Origin of the sequence: Pedobacter sp. L105 (assembly GCF_009765875.1) — a bacterium.
Taxonomy (GTDB): domain Bacteria; phylum Bacteroidota; class Bacteroidia; order Sphingobacteriales; family Sphingobacteriaceae; genus Pedobacter.
Window position 1 is genome coordinate 177901 of sequence record NZ_LMUP01000004.1, and the last position, 20102, is coordinate 198002.

Annotated in this window: 17 protein-coding genes; 11 read left to right on the top strand and 6 right to left on the bottom strand. The window is 38.9% G+C overall.

The annotated features are described in order from the left end of the window. Positions 1-21: 21 nt before the first annotated feature. From GSQ84_RS05895 to GSQ84_RS05915, 5 genes are all read left to right on the top strand, one after another. A complete protein-coding gene (locus GSQ84_RS05895) occupies positions 22-3336 on the top strand; it encodes a hypothetical protein (protein WP_158796339.1) in 3315 nt (1104 codons plus the stop codon). 10 nt (positions 3337-3346) lie between these two features. Continuing rightward, complete coding sequence (gene ybeY, locus GSQ84_RS05900; protein WP_158796340.1) at positions 3347-3796, top strand: rRNA maturation RNase YbeY; 450 nt, start codon at positions 3347-3349, stop codon at positions 3794-3796. Positions 3797-3996: 200 nt separating this feature from the next. Then, positions 3997-5865, top strand: a complete 1869-nt coding sequence (locus GSQ84_RS05905; RefSeq protein WP_158796341.1) for an ABC-F family ATP-binding cassette domain-containing protein — start codon at positions 3997-3999, stop codon at positions 5863-5865. A 140-nt stretch (positions 5866-6005) separates the two neighbouring features. Then, positions 6006-7868, top strand: coding sequence for a tRNA uridine-5-carboxymethylaminomethyl(34) synthesis enzyme MnmG (gene mnmG / locus GSQ84_RS05910; RefSeq protein ID WP_158796342.1), 1863 nt, complete (start codon positions 6006-6008; stop codon positions 7866-7868). 143 nt (positions 7869-8011) lie between these two features. Beyond that, the gene (locus tag GSQ84_RS05915) at positions 8012-9646 is read left to right on the top strand and encodes an Ig-like domain-containing protein (RefSeq protein ID WP_158796343.1); all 1635 of its coding nucleotides are present in this window, start codon (positions 8012-8014) and stop codon (positions 9644-9646) included. Here GSQ84_RS05915 and GSQ84_RS05920 read toward each other — a convergent pair whose 3' ends face one another. Continuing rightward, positions 9647-10156, bottom strand: a complete 510-nt coding sequence (locus GSQ84_RS05920; RefSeq protein WP_158796344.1) for a gamma carbonic anhydrase family protein — start codon at positions 10154-10156, stop codon at positions 9647-9649. Positions 10157-10165: 9 nt separating this feature from the next. Beyond that, positions 10166-11752: an L-aspartate oxidase gene (nadB, locus tag GSQ84_RS05925; RefSeq protein ID WP_158796345.1), complete on the bottom strand. Its 1587-nt coding sequence runs from the start codon at positions 11750-11752 to the stop codon at positions 10166-10168. A gap of 398 nt (positions 11753-12150) precedes the next feature. On the opposite strand from nadB, the gene nadA reads away from it, so the two are divergent. Next, positions 12151-13143 carry a quinolinate synthase NadA gene (nadA, locus tag GSQ84_RS05930; protein ID WP_158796346.1) on the top strand — a complete coding sequence of 331 codons (993 nt, stop codon included), beginning with the start codon at positions 12151-12153 and terminating at the stop codon, positions 13141-13143. A 36-nt stretch (positions 13144-13179) separates the two neighbouring features. After that, positions 13180-14220: a thiamine-phosphate kinase gene (thiL, locus tag GSQ84_RS05935; RefSeq protein ID WP_158796347.1), complete on the top strand. Its 1041-nt coding sequence runs from the start codon at positions 13180-13182 to the stop codon at positions 14218-14220. On the opposite strand, the gene GSQ84_RS05940 is transcribed toward thiL, so the two are convergent. Continuing rightward, positions 14215-15537, bottom strand: coding sequence for a DNA recombination protein RmuC (locus tag GSQ84_RS05940; RefSeq protein WP_158796348.1), 1323 nt, complete (start codon positions 15535-15537; stop codon positions 14215-14217). The genes thiL and GSQ84_RS05940 overlap by 6 nt on opposite strands. Positions 15538-15775: 238 nt before the next feature. Between GSQ84_RS05940 and GSQ84_RS05945 the strand changes: the two genes are divergently transcribed. Beyond that, positions 15776-16471 (top strand): zinc metallopeptidase, encoded by a 696-nt coding sequence (locus tag GSQ84_RS05945; RefSeq protein WP_158797347.1) that lies wholly within the window; start codon positions 15776-15778, stop codon positions 16469-16471. Here GSQ84_RS05945 and apaG read toward each other — a convergent pair. Further along, positions 16468-16854 carry a Co2+/Mg2+ efflux protein ApaG gene (gene apaG, locus GSQ84_RS05950; RefSeq protein WP_158796349.1) on the bottom strand — a complete coding sequence of 129 codons (387 nt, stop codon included), beginning with the start codon at positions 16852-16854 and terminating at the stop codon, positions 16468-16470. The two genes, GSQ84_RS05945 and apaG, sit on opposite strands and share 4 nt — an antisense overlap. Before the next feature lie 31 nt (positions 16855-16885). Further along, positions 16886-17893, bottom strand: coding sequence for a tRNA dihydrouridine synthase DusB (gene dusB / locus GSQ84_RS05955; RefSeq protein WP_158796350.1), 1008 nt, complete (start codon positions 17891-17893; stop codon positions 16886-16888). Between the two features lie 52 nt (positions 17894-17945). Here dusB and GSQ84_RS05960 point away from each other — a divergent pair, with 52 nt between their 5' ends. From GSQ84_RS05960 to GSQ84_RS05970, 3 genes are read left to right on the top strand one after another with little or no spacing between them, the layout of a single operon-like run. Next, on the top strand, positions 17946-18878 hold the full coding sequence (locus GSQ84_RS05960) for a CPBP family intramembrane glutamic endopeptidase (protein WP_158796351.1): 933 nt from the start codon (positions 17946-17948) through the stop codon (positions 18876-18878). After that, positions 18859-19068, top strand: a complete 210-nt coding sequence (locus tag GSQ84_RS05965; protein ID WP_158796352.1) for a DUF2007 domain-containing protein — start codon at positions 18859-18861, stop codon at positions 19066-19068. The genes GSQ84_RS05960 and GSQ84_RS05965 overlap by 20 nt, the downstream gene beginning before the upstream one ends. Continuing rightward, complete coding sequence (locus GSQ84_RS05970; protein WP_158796353.1) at positions 19065-19874, top strand: phosphatidate cytidylyltransferase; 810 nt, start codon at positions 19065-19067, stop codon at positions 19872-19874. Before GSQ84_RS05965 ends, GSQ84_RS05970 begins: the two co-directional genes overlap by 4 nt. An 11-nt stretch (positions 19875-19885) precedes the next feature. Here the strand turns inward: GSQ84_RS05970 and GSQ84_RS05975 are convergent, their stop codons facing one another. Then, positions 19886-20101: a DUF3820 family protein gene (locus tag GSQ84_RS05975; protein WP_158796354.1), complete on the bottom strand. Its 216-nt coding sequence runs from the start codon at positions 20099-20101 to the stop codon at positions 19886-19888. Position 20102: the final 1 nt, after the last annotated feature.

The window sequence follows — 20102 nt, forward strand, 5'->3', positions numbered from 1 at the left end:
TTTATGTTTATTATTTGTTAAATGGACAGCAATTATGAACTCTTAATTTCAAAAATTAATGAATTCACCCGCAAGTTTTATCTCAATAAACTGCTGCGGGGCACCATTTATACGCTTATCTTACTGTTAAGCCTTTATCTTTTGCTATTTGTCCTGATCTATGAACTACGCCCCGTTCCTTTGATCAAAACTATCCTTTTCTTTTCTTACCTGCTTGTTCTTTGTGCTGCCGTGGTAGTGAGTATCATCCGCCCTGCGCTGGCCTATTTCAGGTTAAGAAAAAATCTAAGTCTGGAAGAATCAGCCTTGCTGATTGGAAACCACTTCCAGCACATCAGCGATAAATTGCTGAACACCCTGCAGCTGAAACAGCTGTCCGACCTTTCTCCAACTAATAACCAGCTGATTCTGGCTGGAATAGAACAAAAAATTACAGATTTAAAACCTATACCTTTTAGCAGGGCCGTTAACCTGGAGGAGAATAAAAAATATATTAAATATTTGCTGGTCCCTATTGCCCTGATTATAACAATTGCCCTCATTGCCCCCGTGATGTTAAGGGAAGGAACCAAAAGTTTTGTACAGTATGATAAAGAGATCCTACCTGTAGCCTCGTTTAATTTTAACCTGGGACATCAGCAAATGACCGTTAGTCAGGGAGACGACCTGTTGCTTAACCTTAAACTGGAAGGCGACCAGCTTCCTCAGGAGGTATATCTTCAGGAAGGACAAAATACCTTTAAACTGGAAAAAGACAATATCAGCAAGTTCCATTTCCTGTTTAAAAACCTGCAAAAAACTGAGACTTTTCATTTTAGTGCCGCTGGTTTCGCTTCTCGAACCTATCAAATCACGGTTAAACCCCGTCCTGCGGTAATTAATATGCAAGCGAGCCTGGTATATCCTGCCTATCTAAAGAAAAAAAATGAAGTGATCCCTAATACAGGTGATTTGTTGTTGCCGGAAGGAACAACCGTAACATGGAACATCCATACAGAAAACACAGAGAACCTTATTTTTAAACTCGGAGAGCGACCATTTACCTTAAAGACCACGAACAACATCGCCAGCTTCAGATCGCAGCTTAGAAAGAGCCAAAATTACGAGGTTGTGCCTAAAAATAATTTTTCTGCCAACAAAGACTCTATCATCCATAAAATTGAAGTCATTGCAGATCTTCCCCCGGTGATCGAAGTGAATGAAACAATAGATTCGATGAGCAGTAAGGCAAGATATTTCACCGGAAAGATTAGTGACGACCATGGCTTTAGTGCGTTAAGATTCATCTGCACTATAAAAGAAGGCGATTTGATAAAAAAACAGTTGGCCAGCGCTATTCCGATTAAAAGTTCACAGCAGGAGAATAATTTTTTTTATTTCTGGAACATTAAAAATCTGGACATTAAAACAGGGCAATCTGTAGAATATTACCTGGAAGTAATAGATAACGATGCTATAAACGGCCCCAAAAAAACGCGTTCGGTTTTGAAAACATTTAGCCCCCCTTCCGGGCAGCAGCTGGCAAAACAATTGAATACAGAAAGCAATACCCTGAAATCGCAAATGAATGCTGCCATTAAAATGGCTGCACAGGTAGAAAAAGACAGCAAAAGATTAGGCCAAAGCCTGCCCGATAAGAAAGACCTCAGTTTTGAAGATAAAAAGGAAATCAGCCAGTTGCTGGACAAGCAGAAAAAACTGCAGGAAATGGTACAGGAAATTCAACAGGCAAAAAAGAAAAATACCAATGACCTGAATGAAAATACCCAGTTAAAGGCCGACCTGGCAGATAAACAGCAGAAAATAGATGATCTTTTCAATAATGTACTTGATGCCAAAACCAAAGCCTTGCTGGAGAAATTACAGCAACTGGTGGCGCAAAATAATAAAGACCAGGCGCAAAACGAGTTGTCTAAAATGAACATGGACAATAAATCTTTGAAGAATGAGCTGGACCGCATGCTGGAATTGTATAAACAGCTGGAATTCGAGCAGAACTTGCAGGATAAAATGAACCGCCTCAGTGCATTGTCTAAAACGCAGAAAGAACTGGGCGCAAAAACAAGTCAGCAAAAAACCAGCTTCAAAGACCTGCAGCAGGAACAGGAGAAATCCACCAGGGATTTCGAAACACTTAAAAAAGAGATGAAAGAGTTGAGTGATAAAAACCAGGCCCTGGACCATCCCAATTCTTTTCAGCCACGGGAGCAGGAAATGCAGCAGATTGCACAGCTGCAGCAGCAAAGCCTGGAAAACCTAAAACAGCAGCAGCAGCAAAAGGCAGCTGCAAAACAGCAGCAGGCAGCCGAACAAATGCAGCAGCTGGTAAAGAAAATGGAAGAAGAAAATGAGCAGTCATCAGCTATGGAAAGCAATCTCAACACAGAAGAACTGCGCCGTTTGTTGCAGAACATTTTACAGACTTCATTTGACCAGGAAAAAGTGATGCAGGAGCTGAAAAAGCTTTCCTCCAGTGACCCTGCATACGTGCAAAAGGTACAACAGCAGCGCGAGATCAAAGACAATATGAAAACCATTGCCGACAGCCTTTCTTCGCTCAGCAAAAGGATTCCGCAAATACAAAGCCCTGTGCGTGATGAAATGCAACAGATTAATTTTAACCTGGATAAAAGCCTGGATAATCTTGCTGAAAGACATACCGCCGAAGCGAATAAAAACCAGCAATATACCATGACAGGTATCAATAACCTTGCGTTGATGCTCAATGAAGCCTTAGAGCAACTGGAAAAAAATCAAAAAAATGCTAAACAGGGAGGAAAAGGTAAAGGCAAACCTTCTATGCACCAGCTCCGGCAAATGCAGGAACAGCTGAATAAAAATATGCAGCAGGCAAAACAACAAATGCAGCAGAACGGCAATAAAGGAACTGTTCCCAAAGGCCGCATGAGTGAAGAGTTTGCAAAAATGGCCCAGCAACAGCAGCTCATCAGGGAAGCTTTACAGCAGTTCAACCGGGAAGAAAATAAAGACGGAAAAGGAAGTATGGGGAATTTAAACCAGCTGGTTAAGGACATGAAAAGCACAGAAACCGATCTGATCAATAAAAAACTGGAAGAAGAAACCATGAAACGCCAACAGGCCTTATCTGTCAAATTACTGGATGCAGATAAAGCCGAAAGAGAGCAGCAACAGGATAGTAAAAGGGAAAGTACGGCAGCTAGAGACCTTCCTCCTTCTTACCCAAAAAAATTACAGGAGTTTAGAAATAAACAGCTTAGCGAAGACGATTTTTTACAAAAAACACCTCCTTCGTTAAATTACTATTACAAAAATAAAATATCAGACTATTTTAAATTGTTAAATTCGCCCCGGTAAACAAATGGTTATGGCTAAGGCAAACATAAATTTTTTTTCAGAGGAGGTCACCTATACACTTAAAAATAAGCTGAAGGTAAGAAACTGGATTAATGAGACCATTATCGCCGAAGGTTATCAATTGGAAGAGCTTAATTTCATTCTTTGTTCTGACGAGTATTTACTGGCTATGAACAAGCAATACCTTAATCATGACACCTATACTGATGTAATTACATTTGATAACTCAGAACAGCTTAAAACGATTATGGGAGATATATTTATCAGCATAGAGCGTATCCAGGAAAATGCACAGCAATTTAAGAGCACAGTACAGCATGAATTATGCCGTGTAATGGTACATGGAACCCTCCACCTGCTGGGTTATAAAGACAAAGGCAAGGCCGCGAAAACACTGATGACGCAAAAAGAAGATCAATATCTTGCCCTACTGACTACAGAAAAGCCGGTTATTTCATAGAAAATTACATCAAAACCCTGATTACCAATATATTAAATACAATAAAAATCCATTTATAGTACCAATTTTCTTCATATCCTGTCAATCATAAGTAATTTATTACTTTATACCTACAGGCCTCAGTACATCAACACTATACCGGCAAATTATGTTTACTTTTGCAGGTAATTTCTTATCTGATAATTCGTTAAAAAAATACTTTGAGCACATTAATTGCAGCAGAAAACTTAGGCCATGCCTACCATGATGAATGGTTATTTAAAAATTTAACTTTAGGCATCCAGACCGGACAGCGCGTAGCGCTTGTTGGGATCAACGGAGCCGGGAAAAGTACATTATTAAAATTATTAGCCGAACGGTTTAATCCTTTAGAGGGAAAAATTGTAAAGAATAAATTTGTAAAGATTGGTTTTCTCGATCAGGAACCCTCCTTTCCTGATGGCTATTCTATCAGTGATTTTATTTTTTCGCTGGAAAATAAACAGCAGCAGCTGATCAAAGAATATGAGGAATTGATTGAAGATCCCAATCCTGATGAAAAAAAACTGAACCGGTTATACGAAGAGTTAAGCGAGCATAATGCCTGGGAATATGAACATGAGATCAAAACGATCTTAAGCCGTATGGGTATAAATCATTTGCAGCAAAAAATTTCTACATTATCCGGTGGACAGAAAAAACGTTTGGCCCTGGCTAAATTACTGATCGAAGATCCTGAAATCTATGTATTGGATGAGCCAACTAATCACCTGGATATTGATACCATTGAATGGCTGGAAAAATTATTGACCTCCGGAAATAAAACAATTTTACTGGTAACGCACGATAGGTATTTCCTGGATAATGTATGTAATACTATCGTTGAACTGGATCGCGGAAAGATTTATAATTACAATGGTAACTATGCTTATTTCCTGGAGAAAAAATCAGAACGAGAAGCTGCAGATGAAAGTACTTTTCATAAAAACAAAAATTTACTAAAGAAGGAATTGGAATGGATGCGCAGGATGCCCCAGGCCAGAGGAACTAAATCTCAGGCCCGAATCGATGCGTTCTATGATCTCGATAGTAAAACCAAACAGCGAACAGATAACAAAAATATCACATTGAATGTAAAAATGGCCCGTCAGGGAAATAAGATCCTTGAATTGGATCATATCGGACAGGCATTTGATGATAAAAAAATCATTAATGATTTCAGTTACACTTTTAAACGCTCTGACCGTATTGGCTTAGCTGGAAAAAATGGTACCGGAAAATCTACTTTACTCAATATCATTACAGGTTTTCTTGAACCAGAAAAAGGTAAAGTAAGTACGGGAGAAACCACACAATATGGTTATTACAAACAAGGCGGTTTAGCTTTTAATGAAAAAGACCGCGTAATCGATATTGTAACCGCCGATGCTGAATATATTAAAATGGCAGATGGCCAAACGATTTCTGCTTCGCAGCTGCTAACGCTGTTCTTATTCCCTATCAAAAAACAACATGGAATGGTGGAAAAGTTAAGTGGAGGAGAGAAAAAACGTTTACACCTGATGAAAGTGTTGATGCAAAATCCAAACTTCCTTATCCTGGATGAGCCCACCAATGACTTGGATATTGATACGCTGAATGTTTTAGAAGAATTTCTGGAAAACTTTCCTGGTGTATTGATCTTAGTATCTCATGATAGGTATTTATTAGATAAAATGAGTGAGCAATTATTCATTATGGAAGGTAATGGAGAGGTAAATATTTACAATGGAAACTACTCAGAATACCGCATTAGCCTGGATACGCCAAAAGATAAAACTGAGTCTATATCGGTTAAAACGCAGTCTGCCCCTGCCCCGGCTAATAAACTAAGTTTTAAAGAACAAAAGGAACTAGAGGAAATGGAAACAAAGGTCGCAGAGAGTGAAAAAGAAATAGAAACGCTAACTGAATCCCTCCTATCCATAGATAGCGCCAATTATCAGGAAATTCAAAATGTAACAAAGGCCATTGAAACCTTGAATAATGAAATGGAAAAAACAATGGAACGCTGGTTAGAATTGTCAGAAAAGCAAAGTAAAACGAATTAATTTAAGCCCTTCTGAGCGCAGGAGCGCAACAGACAAGGGCGCAAAGCCATAACAAAAACAAACGTTCCACGTGAAACAACAGGCCGTGCCAGACAGGAATTAAACACGCTGTTTCACGTGGAACATAAAGAAAAAACGAGATGTTTAAAGAATATGATGTAATAGTTGTGGGTGCCGGACATGCCGGTTGTGAAGCCGCCGCAGCCGCAGCTAATATGGGATCTTCTGTTTTATTGGTGACCATGAACATGGAAACTATCGCCCAAATGAGTTGCAATCCTGCGATGGGTGGAGTAGCAAAAGGTCAGATTGTAAGAGAAATTGATGCCATGGGAGGATACTCAGGGATAATCAGCGACAAGACAACCTTGCAGTTTAGAATGCTGAATTTATCCAAAGGTCCTGCCATGTGGAGTCCCCGTGCACAGATCGACAGAAAGCGTTTTGCAGAAGAATGGAGACTCGCTTTAGAGCGTACAGATAACATCGATTTCTGGCAGGACATGGTAAGTTCTCTGATCATTGAAGACAATAAAGCAGTTGGCGTTAGAACTTCAATAGGCTCAGAGATTCGTTCGAAAAGTGTAGTATTGACGAACGGTACATTTCTAAATGGCCTACTTCATATTGGAGAAAAAACATTTGGTGGAGGCAGATCAGCAGAAAAAGCGGCCACTGGAATTACAGAACAATTGGTACAATTAGGCTTCGAATCTGGAAGAATGAAAACGGGTACTCCCCCACGCGTGGATGGAAGATCGTTAAATTATAGTCTGATGGAAGAGCAATGGGGAGACGAAAACCCAGGAAGATTTTCCTATACGGATATAGACAGACCAACTGATAAAAGGTGCTGCTGGATTACTTATACCAATAGTAATGTACACGAAACATTAAAAGAAGGCTTTGACAGATCTCCAATGTTTACCGGTAGAATTAAAGGATTGGGCCCAAGATATTGTCCATCTATTGAAGATAAAATTAACCGCTTTGCAGAAAGAGACAGACACCAGATCTTTGTAGAACCAGAAGGATTCCATACCTGCGAAATTTATGTCAACGGATTTTCTACTTCTCTACCTGAAGATGTGCAGTACAAAGCACTGATACAAATTCCAGGGTTTGAAAATGCCAAGATGTTCCGGCCAGGATATGCGGTAGAATATGATTTCTTTCCGCCTACCCAATTAGGTTTAACACTGGAGACCAAACTAATTGATAATCTGTACTTTGCAGGCCAAATTAACGGCACCACGGGATACGAAGAGGCTGCCTGTCAGGGTTTTATCGCCGGAATTAACGCCCATTTGAAAATTAATCAGAAAGCAGAACTGATTATGAAAAGATCAGAGTCTTATATAGGCGTATTGATTGATGACCTGGTAACTAAAGGTACCGAAGAGCCTTACCGTATGTTTACCTCCAGGGCAGAACACAGATTGTTGCTTCGTCAGGATAATGCGGATATCAGACTCTCCCCTATTGGACACGCTTTAGGCTTGATTAGTGATGAACGATTAGAAAAGGTAAATCATAAAATTGCCAATTCTGACAACATTGTAGCCTTTACAAGAAAACAAGGAATTGATATGACCGAAGCCAATGAAATGCTGGAAAATTTAAATTCCAGTGCCTTGACACAAAATGTTAAAATATTTAGTGTGTTAAGCAGGCCTCAGGTCAATATAGACGATATCAGAAAAGTGAGCGTTAGTTTCAATGAGCATCTTTCTAAGTTTGATCAGGATACCATAGAGCAGGCAGAAATCAAAATAAAATATGAAAGTTACTTTTTGAAGGAACAGGAAATTGTAAATAAGATGCAAAAGATGGAAGATAAAGACATCAACCCGGATTTTGATTATTCACAGCTAATTTCTCTTTCTAAAGAAGCACGTGAAAAGTTATTGAAGATAAAACCAAGAACATTAGGACAAGCATCAAGAATTTCGGGAGTTTCCCCTTCTGATATTTCAGTTTTAATGGTCCATATAGGAAGATAACCGTTAACCCATTGATTTACAGAAAATTAATATAGAAATAAAGAGATTTAAAAGTGACTTCATTTAAAGCGATATAAGCCACTTTTAAATTTTCTTAGACATATTATATAAAAACATCTTGCAGTTCATTATATCGCATATAAATGGCCAGAAACAACTTATTTAGCTTAATACAAAAATTATCTATTGCATTTTCAATTATCTTGCTATTTGCTGGCTGTGCAAGTATAGGACCCGGTCCTAAAGGCGGACCAAAAGATAAAACACCGCCAAAAGTATTAAATATCACTCCCCCAGATTTATCAAGAAATTTTAAGGCTAAAAAAGTTGACATTACTTTCGATGAATATTTTAAACTGGTTGATCAGGCGAAGCAGTTTTCCATATCGCCAGACCTGGCAAGAATGCCTACGCTTAAAGTAAAAAAGAAAATCCTGGAAATCACCATCGCAGATTCACTGGAAAAAAATACAACCTACACCCTGAACTTTGGTAAAGCCATTGTAGATATTAACGAAGGTAATATCCTTAAAAATTTCAGTTATGTATTTTCCACTGGTAATGATCTGGATTCATTAAGTTTATCCGGAACGATCAGAGATGCCTGGACAGGAAAACCTGTATTGGATGCAGTGGCCATGATCCTCCCCTTGTCAAGAGATAGTTTATTTGGAAAAAAGAGAGCGTCTATTTATGCCGTAACAGACAGCAGTGGAAATTATAAGATCAATAACCTGCGTGCCAATACCTATAAAGTATATGTGCTCAAAGACGGAAACAGTGATAAGATCTACGAACAAAGCTCTGACGAAGTTGGTTTTATAAACGAGCCTCTGGTCTTAAAAGGAAACGTACAGCACATGGATATGGTACTGTTTAAGGAAAACGCGACTGTATTTAAAGTTATCGACAGGAAGTTAAATACTGATGGAAGCATCTCCTTATCCCTGAATCAGAAACTGAAAAAACCTGGAATTACGATTCTGGACCCGGCAAAACTGGATGCTGATAAACTAGTTAAATTTACAAAAGCCGGGGATTCAGCAAAAGTATGGTTAACAGACTTTGGATTTGACTCTGTTAAAGTAAGTGTAACTAACGACGGAAAACTATTACAGACTGTTAAATTAACCCGTGGAAAAAAAGATGAATACAAACGTACTGTGGTTCCTACGGATAATATCGAAGGCAATTTGCTCAATCCGCATAAAACGCTTCAATTTACTTTTGGTATCCCTATACAAGCCGTAGATCCAACTAAAATCATCTTACTGGAGGATTCTGTACCGCAGACTGATTTCGTTGTTAAAAGGGACAGTATAGACTTTCTGACCTATAATTTCAGCTATAAATGGAAGGCCAACAGCGCCTACGACATTACCTTTAAACCAGGTGCATTTACAGCTATTTTCAAAACGGAAAGTAAAGAGATTAAGAAAAAATTTGAAATGGCAAAAGGTGACGATTACGGAACCCTGATCACCAAGATTGTTGTGCCCGAACCAAACAAACAATATTTGCTGGAAGTGTTTAACGAGGCCAAAAAAGTGGTCAATAATATTACCGTATCACGGGATACTACAGTTACTTTTGCCAATTACAGGTCAGGGAAATATTTTATCCGTATCATTTACGACACCAATAAAAATGGCCAGTGGGACACGGGAAATGTAAAACTGGGTGTACAACCTGAAAAGGTATGGAATGAACCAAAGGAACTTTCCATACGTGCAAACTGGGACAGGAATGAGACCCTTACCCTGCCAAAAGAAAACTAACTAACGAAACCAGTCGGCATACATGATATAATTATCAGGCAGCTGATTTAATAAAGCCCTTTGCTGATCAGTAATGGGCTTTATTTTTTTTGCAGGTGTTCCCGCATACAAAAAGCCACTTTCACAAATCGTATTTTCCAGTACTACAGATCCCGCAGCAATGATACAATACTCTTCTACTACTGCATGATCCATTACAATAGCGCCCATACCCACTAAATTGCGATCTTTGATGGTACAGCCATGTACGATAGCGTTATGCCCTACAGATACCCTATTACCAATATAGGTAGCGGCTTTCTGATAAGTAGCGTGGATCACTGCACCATCCTGGATATTAGAATCATTACCAATGGTTATAGTATTTACATCTCCTCTGATCACTGCATTAAACCAGACAGAACAATTGTTTCCCAGGGTAACATCTCCTACGATAGTAGCATTAGGGGCGATAAAACAATCATCGCCCCATTGAGGGGTTTTATCTTTTACAGGTAATATAACCGGCATACAAATCAATTAAAATATAGTATCATTTAATGTTTCAGCATGACCAAGGTAATCGGTAGTATAATGTAATCCCCTGCTTTCTTTTCTCGCCATAGCCGATTTTATAATCACAAAAGCTACTTGTATCACGTTTCTCAGCTCGCATAATTTTACTGAAACTTTGTTGGCTTTATAAAATGCTTCCGTTTCTTCATGTAGTAAAAACAACCGGCGCATAGCACGGTCTAATCTAAAATCAGAACGAACAATCCCTACGTAATCACTCATTAATTTTTGTGTTTCACGCAGATTGTGCGTAACCAGGATATCTTCATCAGACTGCACCACACCATGATCATTCCATTCAGGTATATGGTCAGGAATAGTGTTCAATTTAAATTGCTCTACTGCATCTAAGAAAATACGATGTGCAAATACCGGAGCTTCCAGCAAAGAATTTGACGCCAAACGATTTGCACCATGTAAACCTGTAGAAGAACATTCGCCGCAGGCATATAAATTATTAATAGAAGACCGCCCGTAATCATCTACCAGGATTCCTCCACACATATAATGCGCAGCAGGCGTAACCGGAATAAGATCTTTGGTCATGTCTATTCCAATAGATAAACACTTCGCATAGATATTTGGAAAGTGTGCCAGTATGTCAGTTTTTTTACGGTGTCTGATGTCCAGATAAACGAAATCTTCACCCGATTTTTTCATCTCTGCATCTATAGCACGGGCAACAATATCACGTGGCGCCAGGGATCCTCTTTCGTCATATTCATACATAAATTCTATCCCATCCTTACGTTTTAATACCCCTCCAAAGCCTCTTACAGCTTCCGAAATCAGGAAGGATGGATACTCTCCGGGGTTATATAAAGCTGTTGGATGGAACTGAATGAACTCCATATTCCTCAATTTCCCTTTCGCACGGTAAACCATAGCCATACCATCACCTGTAGCGATTACCGGATTTGTTGTGCTGGAATATACGTGACCAGCTCCTCCTGATGCCAGCACAGTTACCTTTGCTAGTATCTTTTCCACATCGTTAAGCTCTGTGTTAAAGGCATATATACCAAAACAGTTAATATCTTTAGAGCTCTTGTCAACAAACTCACCGAGGTGATGCTGGGTAATTAACTCCAGACAAAAGTAATGTGTTAATATCTCTATATTGTCATTTTCATGAATCTGCCTTAATAAGACACTCTCAATTTCATAACCCGTTACGTCTTTATAATGTAAAATACGATGATCAGAATGGCCGCCTTCTTTAGCCAGATCATATACTCCAGCGTTGTTCTTATCAAAATTAATTCCGTAGTCAATGATCTCTTTAATGCGCTGAGGCCCTTCTTTGACCACAATTTCCACAATTTCAGGATCGCATAAACCATCTCCTGCAATCAATGTATCATGGATATGTTTTTCAAAAGAATCGTCCTTATTGACCACTACAGCCACCCCGCCCTGGGCATATTTTGTGTTGGATTCATCCTCATTAGACTTGGTAACGATAATTACCTTCCCGTGCTTCGCTGCCTTCAGTGCAAAGCTTAAACCCGCTATACCTGACCCTATGACTAAAAAATCTACTTTTCTCATTGATTTTTACTAATTCCACCGTCTTGTTAACAACGTTAGAAAAATGTTAATTACTTGTCTATATAAATAGAGGAACTATTTAAGAATGTTTAAAGCTAAGGGAAAATGAGAATTACACACAATATTTTAAGTAATTTTTAAGCAACTTTGCATGAGTTATTAACTTTTTACCCCCGACTAACTAATAAACATATGGATATGGATAAGTTTTTGATATGAAAAATATGTCGTTGTAAATCAGCGCTTATTTTAGTTCAAAACTTCGTTTACTTGTTGGTAACTATAGAACAAATCAATTTAACGAATTTAAAAGCCGGAGTTACAAACATTACTAACACACTAATAAACAATAGAAGTCTATTTATATTAAATAATTATTAATTATTGAAACGTTGAAAATGGATACCTTAGAAGAATTAAACAGAAGAGGATTTGTAGAAGAAAGTATCGACCCAACACTTGATCTTTTTGCAGAAATTGAAAAGTTAAAAAAAGAAAAAAATGCGATAATACTAGCACATTACTACCAAGAACCTGATATACAGGATGTTGCCGACTATTTAGGAGATAGTTTGGGGCTTTCACAGGAAGCTGCGAAAACAGATGCAGACATCATTGTTTTTGCCGGAGTACATTTTATGGCAGAAACGGCTAAAATACTTTCGCCTAAGAAGACGGTTTTATTGCCAGACGTAAAGGCAGGTTGTTCATTAGCAGATAGTTGTCCCCCACATTTGTTTAAAAAATTTAAAGAGAAATATCCGGATCACCTGGTGATTACTTATGTAAACTGTACAGCTGAGCTGAAGGCCATGAGTGATATTGTTTGTACTTCTACCAACGCAGTGAAGATTGTAGAAAGCCTGCCAAAAGAGCAGAAGATTATCTTCGGCCCGGATAAGAATTTAGGCGCCTGGGTATCCAAGCAAACTGGCAGGGACATGGTATTGTGGAATGGTGCCTGTATGGTGCATGAAATATTCTCAAGGGAGAAAATAACGAAGTTAAAGCAGCGTCACCCGAATGCGAAGTTTATTGCACATCCGGAATGTGAAGAAGCAGTATTGCAAATGGCAGATTATATTGGCTCTACTACGGGATTGCTGAATTACTCAATCAATAACCCTGCGCAGGAGTTTATTGTAGCTACAGAAAGTGGTATTATCCACCAGATGGAGAAAGCAAACCCGTTAAAAACGTTTATTCCTGCACCGCCTAATAACAATTGTGCCTGTAATGACTGTCCGTATATGAAAAGAAATACACTGGAAAAACTGTATCTGTGTTTGAAGAACGGAACACCGGAAGTAACGGTTCCGGAACACATTATTGAAGCAGCAAGGAAGCCCATTGAGAGAATGCTGGAGATATCAGCACGTTACGGATTGTAATCCTGAATGATTACACCATTTTTTTAATAAAAAATTATGTTTGAGAATAAAGAGCGTACAGATCTGGCAGAATTAGGTGAATTTGGCTTAATTCAGCACCTGACAGATAATTTTAAAATAAAACACGAAAGCAGTATTAAGGGCATTGGCGATGATGCTGCTGTACTGCATGGCGGTGATAAAGAAATGTTGATATCTACAGATTTGCTGCTGGAAGGTATCCACTTTGACCTGGCCTATGTACCGCTGATGCATTTGGGTTATAAGGCCGTACAAGTCAACCTAAGCGATATTTACGCAATGAATGGAGTAGCTACCCAGATCACGGTTTCCATAGGCTTATCGAGCAAATTTCCGCTGGAAGCTGTAGAAGAAATTTATAAAGGAATAGAGCTGGCCTGCAACAAATTCAATATTGATTTAATTGGAGGGGATACTTCTTCCAGTAAACAGGGATTGGTGATCAGTGTAACCAGCATCGGCTTTGCCGCTAAGGAAGATATTGTGTACAGGAACGGAGCTAATGAGGGTGATCTGGTTTGTGTATCAGGAGATTTAGGAGGCGCTTATGTAGGCCTGCAGATCCTGGAAAGGGAAAAGCAGATCTTTCTGGAAAATCCAAACGTTCAACCAGATCTGGAAGGAAAAGATTATATCATTGAAAGACAGTTAAAACCTGAAGGCAGAAGGGATATTGTAGATTTACTGGCACAGATGAAAATAGTTCCTACGTCAATGATCGATGTATCTGATGGCCTGGCTTCGGAAATTATGCATATCTGTAAACAGTCGGATAAGGGCTGTACACTGTATGAAGATAAATTTCCTATTGATCCAATGACGTATGAAACTGCAAGGGAGCTGGGACTTGATCCTACGGTTTGTGCCCTGAATGGTGGTGAAGATTATGAATTGCTGTTTACGATTAAACAGGAAGATTATACAAAATTAAAACATGATGTGGATATCAGTGTGATTGGTCACATGACAGATAAAGCATCAGGCTGTAAAATGATCTCAAAATCAAATGTAGTCCATGAGCTGAAAGCCCAGGGATGGAATGCCTTTAAATTATAAGATTTCTTCTTCTGATAAAGCTGGGTCCAGGAATTTACGATCAATTTGTTTCGTAGTTTTTGCACCCAGTTTTTTTATTTTGTCTGCTGTGTTAGATAAGTTACCAGCGCCTGAGGATAATTTACTGAAGGCTTTATCATAAGCATCCTGGCTCTGCCTGATATTTCTGCCTATACTTTCCATATCTGCAAGGAAACCAACAAATTTGTCATACATACTACCGCTTAAACGTGCAATTTCAAGCACATTTCTGTTTTGTCTTTCCTGTTTCCATATGCTGGAAATGGTTCGTAAAGTAGCCAGTAAGGTAGAAGGGCTCACGATGACTACTTTCCTGTCCCATGCATAGTTGAACAGTTCTGCATCTTTTTGAACAGCTATGCCAAATGAAGATTCAATAGGGACAAAAAGCAAGACAAAGTCGGGAGAGTTGATCTGGTATAAAGCCTGGTAATTTTTTCCCGAAAGATCTTGTATATGATTTTTCAGTGAAAGCAGATGCTGTTTAATGTAGATTTCTTTTTCTTCTTCCAGTTCTGCACTGACATATTTTTCATAAGCGATAAGGGAAACCTTTGAATCCACTACGATATGTTTATCATCCGGCAGGTCGATGATTACATCCGGCTGTACACGGTTACCTGTACTGGTATTAAAGCTGGATTGTATGCGGTATTCCTGGTCTTTTACTAGACCTGAACGTTCCAATACCCTTTCCAATATCACTTCACCCCAGTTGCCTTGTTTTTTATTGTCGCCTTTAAGCGCTTTAGTGAGATTATTTGCATCTTCCTGAATCTGCTTGCTCTGGTCCATCAATTGTGAGATGACCCCCTTAAGGATATTGCGCTCATCTGACTCCGCTTTATACACACGGTCGACCTTTTCCTCAAATGCTTTGATATTATCCTTCAGAGGGCTTAAAATGAGATCAAGGTTAGCTTTGTTCTGCAAGGTGAATTTTGTTGTTTTCTCTTCCAGGATCTGATTGGCAATATGTTCAAATTCCAGTTTAAACTTTTGCTGTATTTCGGCAACATATTTTTCATGCTGTGTTTGCTTTTCCAATTGTGCTTTAAGCATTTCCTCTGCTTTTACCGCCCTGCTCCTTTCGTCCATAAACACGATACGCAGATCCGCCAGCTCATCTTCCATGCGCTGTTTTTCTTCACGATAATAGGTTAATGTTTTCTGATGTTCTGCTTCTTTTAAACTCAGCATCCCTTCGTGATTATGATCAACAGGGGATTTCCTGAATAAAATAAAGAAAAGGGCGACAACTACAATCAGGAGTAAGACAATAATGAAAATGTTCATTTACTAATATTTTTATCAAAAATCTATATTATAAACCATTTTAACAAATAAGTTAGTACACTAAGAGATGAAACGATGCTTTGAATACCATACAGATGTACTGAGTATGGGGATATTGTTGTTTTAAAGGTAACAGGGCATATTATAGTTTTAAAGCACATTTTTTAATTAATCATTCTTACAGGACATTATGGGAACAATTTTTGATTTACAGCTAAGAGAAAAGATATATTACAAGATGGGAAGCTATTTATTTTTTATTATTCCGATGCTGATGGCAAGTATTTTTGTGCAGTGGAAATTTAGAAATAAGTTTTCCAGGTATGCAGAGATGCAATTAAATTCCGGGTTTTCGGGACATGAAGTAGCCGAAAGAATGCTGCATGATAATGGCATATATGATGTTCGTGTAATGAATGCAGATGGTCAGTTAACAGATCACTATAATCCAGCAGATAAGACAGTTAACTTAAGTACCGATGTATATTATGGAAGAAGTGTTGCCGCGGCGGCAGTTGCAGCCCATGAATGCGGGCATGCTGTACAACATGCAAAATCGTATCACTGGCTGCAGTTAAGATCTGATATGGTACCTGTAGTCAGTATTTCTTCTAATCTGCTGCAATGGGTGCTGATCATCGGGATTCTATTGATTAGTTTTACCGGTAATCCTATTGTATTAGGAATTGGGGTGATTGGGCTGGCACTGATCACTGTTTTCAGCATCATTACGCTTCCTGTAGAATTTGACGCCAGTAAAAGGGCATTGATCTGGTTAAAGAATAACCATGCGGTGATGCATACTTCAGAAGAAAATTCACAGGCCAAAGATGCTTTGTGGTGGGCGGCAATGACCTATGTGGTAGCAGCATTAGGCGCATTGGCCAATCTGCTGTATTATGCATCGATGTTGTTTGGCAGAAGCAGGAATTAGTTTAAGCGATAAGGGACTACCAGATGAAATTCAGGAATATCAACTGAAAACTCAGTTTTATCTACCATACGCTGCATTAAATAGGTACCAGACATCGATCCCATATCTGTAGAAAGATTGCAGCCTGAAACATAAGAATAACTCTCTCCTGGCTCTATCAATGGCTGTAAGCCTACAACTCCTTCTCCTTCAACTTCTCTCTGGGTTCCATTGGAATCAAATATGAACCATTGACGGCGCATAAGCTGAATGGAATAATCGGATAAATTCTCTATAGTGATCTGATAAGCGAACATAAAATGCTCCTTCTCAGGATTGGAATATTCTTCCTGATAAACAGTATTTACTGAAATCTTGACGCCTTGTGTGATTGCTGTAACCATTTTAACAGTATTTGATTGAATTATTCAAAAATCAAGCCATTTCATCTTCTGGTATGATGTGCTGATATTTATCTGACACTTCGTCCAATATAGCATGAATAATTTCAATATTATCTTCTTTAACTAATAACATTCTGTAGTTTTTAAAATCTGGTAATCCTTTGAAATAATTTGCATAATGGCGTCTCATCTCAAATATACCCACTTTAGGTCCTTTCCAGGCGATCGATTTATCCAGGTGTGTACGACAAACGGATACTCTTTCGTCTACGGTAGGTCCGGCAAGTTTTTCCCCGGTTTTAAAGAAATGGGTGATCTCTCTGAAGATCCAGGGGTAACCTATAGCTGCCCTTCCGATCATAATTCCATCCACTTCAAATTCCCTTCTCCAGTCTAACGCTTTTTGCGGACTATCAATATCGCCATTCCCAAAAATGGGAATTTTAATCCTCGGGTTTCTTTTGATATCCCTGATCATTCTCCAGTCGGCTTCACCTTTATACATTTGAGATCTGGTCCTGCCATGTATCGTTAAAGCCTGTATACCTATATCCTGAAGCCTTTCAGCTACTTCATCTACATTTTTTGTATTATCATCCCAGCCTAACCTGGTTTTAACCGTAACAGGTAAGCTGGTAGCTCTCACTACAGCATCTGTCATTTTTACCATTTTATCGATATCCTGTAATAAGGCAGATCCGGCACCTTTACAGGCTACCTGTTTAACAGGACAACCATAGTTGATGTCTATCAGATCAGGTCCTGCCAGTGTGGCAATTTCTGTTGCTTCACGCATAGAAGAAATATCACTGCCAAAGATCTGTATCCCGATAGGTCTTTCGTATTCAAAAATATCAAGCTTCTGACGGCTTTTAGCGGCATCACGAATCAGTCCTTCGGAAGAGATAAATTCGGTATACATCATATCCACCCCGCTCTGTTTACAAACAAAACGGAAAGGGGGATCACTTACATCTTCCATTGGTGCAAGCAATAAAGGGAAATCTCCCAGGTCAATATTTCCTATCTTTACAGACATTTTTCTATCTTCAATCCAAAATTAAGGTACAAAGGTACAAAAATCCTCAATAATGAATTTGATTCCACCGGCAACAGAAGAAAATAGTCCTTATATACAGTTACTTATAATAGCGAGTTATGCTTTGATAGGTTTAATTATTGGCAGCCTGTTAAGTATTGCTGTGTTGTATGGAATGTATGGGGCGGAAGTATTTCACAACACGGAGGCCTTAACCGGAGGCGATCCTGCTTTCGCTACAGGGCTTAAACTTTCACAGCTTTTAACTACGGTAATCACCTTTATAGCCCCGCCTATTTTGCTTGCAAGAGCGGAAAAGACCCGACTGACTAATTTTTACGAATTCAAAAGACCGTCAGCTTCCCTCCTGTTTTTAGTGTTGCTGATCATGGTTTGCTCTGCACCTTTTGTGGAATGGGTAGGCCTGGTTAACCAAAAAATGGTCTTGCCCGGTTTTTTGAAACCTATGGAAAGCTGGATGAGGGGCAAGGAAGATGAGGCCATGAAAATGACGATTTTATTACTTAATATAAGGAATATAGGGGATTTTATCATTAATCTGATCATTATTGGATTACTACCAGGGATAGGAGAAGAATTATTGTTTAGAGGTGCTGTGCAGCGGTCATTTTACAGGATGTATCATAATCCTCATGTAGCGATCTGGTTCTCTGCTTTTATTTTCAGTGCTATTCACTTACAGTTTTTTGGATTTTTTCCCAGAATGTTTCTGGGAGCGATGTTCGGTTATATTTATCTATGGACAGGCAGTTTATGGTATGCCATGTTTGCACACTTTTTAAACAATGGTTATGCAGTCTGCCAGGCATGGTATTTACAGTTACACCATATTCCTCTGGATAAAGCGGATAATACTTCAAATTTTCCATGGTACGGATATATTATTAGCTTAATTTTGAGCATATTTTTATTAAAGTATTTAAAAGATAAAACCCATCATCACCATGGAGAACAATTGGACTAAGGTATATACCACAGAGAATCCTGTTACAGCAGAGATCATCAAACAGGGTTTGATAGAAAACGATATTGCAGCAGTGATCATGAATAAAAAAGATTCTTCTTACCAAACTTTCGGGATCATTGAAGTATTGGTAAATAAAAAGGATTTTGATGCTGCAGAAGCTTATATTCAATCCACGGATACGGAATGAAAACAAGGGCAATAACTGCATTTTTCTTTACGATAGTGATGTTAGGCTCCATTTTTCTGGGTGCTTATACTTTTACTTTTTTTTACCTGTTATTGAGTGTACTGGCACTGGCAGAATTTTATAAACTGATCAGGACGGCGGACGCTAAACCGCATCGGGAAACGGGTTTGATGACAGGAACAGTGATCTTTCTGCTGGTAGCTGTTTATCATTTCATACCTTTGAATACCAAGTATCTGTTATTGCTCATACCCCTGGTATTCATTGTATTTTTACTGGAATTGTATAAAAAAGCTCCATCTCCTTTTGCCAATATATCTTACACTTTTGTAGGATTGATCTACGTAACTGTACCTTTCTGCTTTTTCTATTCCCTTGGTTTTATCAACGATTGGAATACTTATAATTTTCATTTGCCGCTTTCTTTTTTGCTGATGTTATGGGCAAGTGATACCGGTGCTTACCTGTTTGGAAGGAAATTGGGAAGTCATAAATTATTTGAGCGCCACTCTCCAAAAAAGACCTGGGAAGGTTTCTTTGGCGGGGTATTTACCAGCGTGCTGGTTTCTTTTATCGTCTCCCTGTTCTTTAAAGAGATTTCTTTCCTTGTTTTAGGCGGTATGGCGGTCTTAATTGTAAGCTTCGGAACATTGGGCGATCTGGTAGAATCGATGCTTAAAAGAAGCCTTGGAGCCAAGGATTCGGGTACGCTTTTACCGGGACATGGCGGTTTACTGGACAGGTTTGACGGTCTGCTGATTGCGGCACCTATTGTATACGTTTATTTATATCTGATCTTTAACTAGATCAGGCTTTTTTAACGGGAATTACGAAGTGGTTTGAGCAGGTATTCCAGACCGTTCAGCCTGATTTCATACATTGTACCGAGTAGCTCTCCCAATTTTCCCGGGGGAAAACCTTTACTGTGAAACCAAACAAGATAAGTTTCTGGCAGGTCGCAGATCAGCTTTTCCTTGTATTTACCGAAGGGCATTTTCAGCGTGACCAGTTCAGTTAGCAGTTGAGGGTTCATA

Bases quoted from the DNA above. Each gene is read 5' to 3' on its own strand.
- GSQ84_RS05920 (WP_158796344.1), bottom strand. From the start codon at position 10,156: ATGCCGGTTATATTACCTGTAAAAGATAAAACCCCTCAATGGGGCGAT.
- thiL (WP_158796347.1), top strand. From the start codon at position 13,180: ATGTTTGAGAATAAAGAGCGTACAGATCTGGCAGAATTAGGTGAATTT.
- ybeY (WP_158796340.1), top strand. From the start codon at position 3,347: ATGGCTAAGGCAAACATAAATTTTTTTTCAGAGGAGGTCACCTATACA.
- nadA (WP_158796346.1), top strand. From the start codon at position 12,151: ATGGATACCTTAGAAGAATTAAACAGAAGAGGATTTGTAGAAGAAAGT.
- apaG (WP_158796349.1), bottom strand. From the start codon at position 16,854: ATGGTTACAGCAATCACACAAGGCGTCAAGATTTCAGTAAATACTGTT.
- GSQ84_RS05915 (WP_158796343.1), top strand. From the start codon at position 8,012: ATGGCCAGAAACAACTTATTTAGCTTAATACAAAAATTATCTATTGCA.
- GSQ84_RS05895 (WP_158796339.1), top strand. From the start codon at position 22: ATGGACAGCAATTATGAACTCTTAATTTCAAAAATTAATGAATTCACC.
- mnmG (WP_158796342.1), top strand. From the start codon at position 6,006: ATGTTTAAAGAATATGATGTAATAGTTGTGGGTGCCGGACATGCCGGT.
- dusB (WP_158796350.1), bottom strand. From the start codon at position 17,893: ATGTCTGTAAAGATAGGAAATATTGACCTGGGAGATTTCCCTTTATTG.
- GSQ84_RS05945 (WP_158797347.1), top strand. From the start codon at position 15,776: ATGGGAAGCTATTTATTTTTTATTATTCCGATGCTGATGGCAAGTATT.
- nadB (WP_158796345.1), bottom strand. From the start codon at position 11,752: ATGAGAAAAGTAGATTTTTTAGTCATAGGGTCAGGTATAGCGGGTTTA.
- GSQ84_RS05965 (WP_158796352.1), top strand. From the start codon at position 18,859: ATGGAGAACAATTGGACTAAGGTATATACCACAGAGAATCCTGTTACA.
- GSQ84_RS05975 (WP_158796354.1), bottom strand. From the start codon at position 20,101: ATGAACCCTCAACTGCTAACTGAACTGGTCACGCTGAAAATGCCCTTC.
- GSQ84_RS05960 (WP_158796351.1), top strand. From the start codon at position 17,946: ATGAATTTGATTCCACCGGCAACAGAAGAAAATAGTCCTTATATACAG.
- GSQ84_RS05940 (WP_158796348.1), bottom strand. From the start codon at position 15,537: ATGAACATTTTCATTATTGTCTTACTCCTGATTGTAGTTGTCGCCCTT.
- GSQ84_RS05970 (WP_158796353.1), top strand. From the start codon at position 19,065: ATGAAAACAAGGGCAATAACTGCATTTTTCTTTACGATAGTGATGTTA.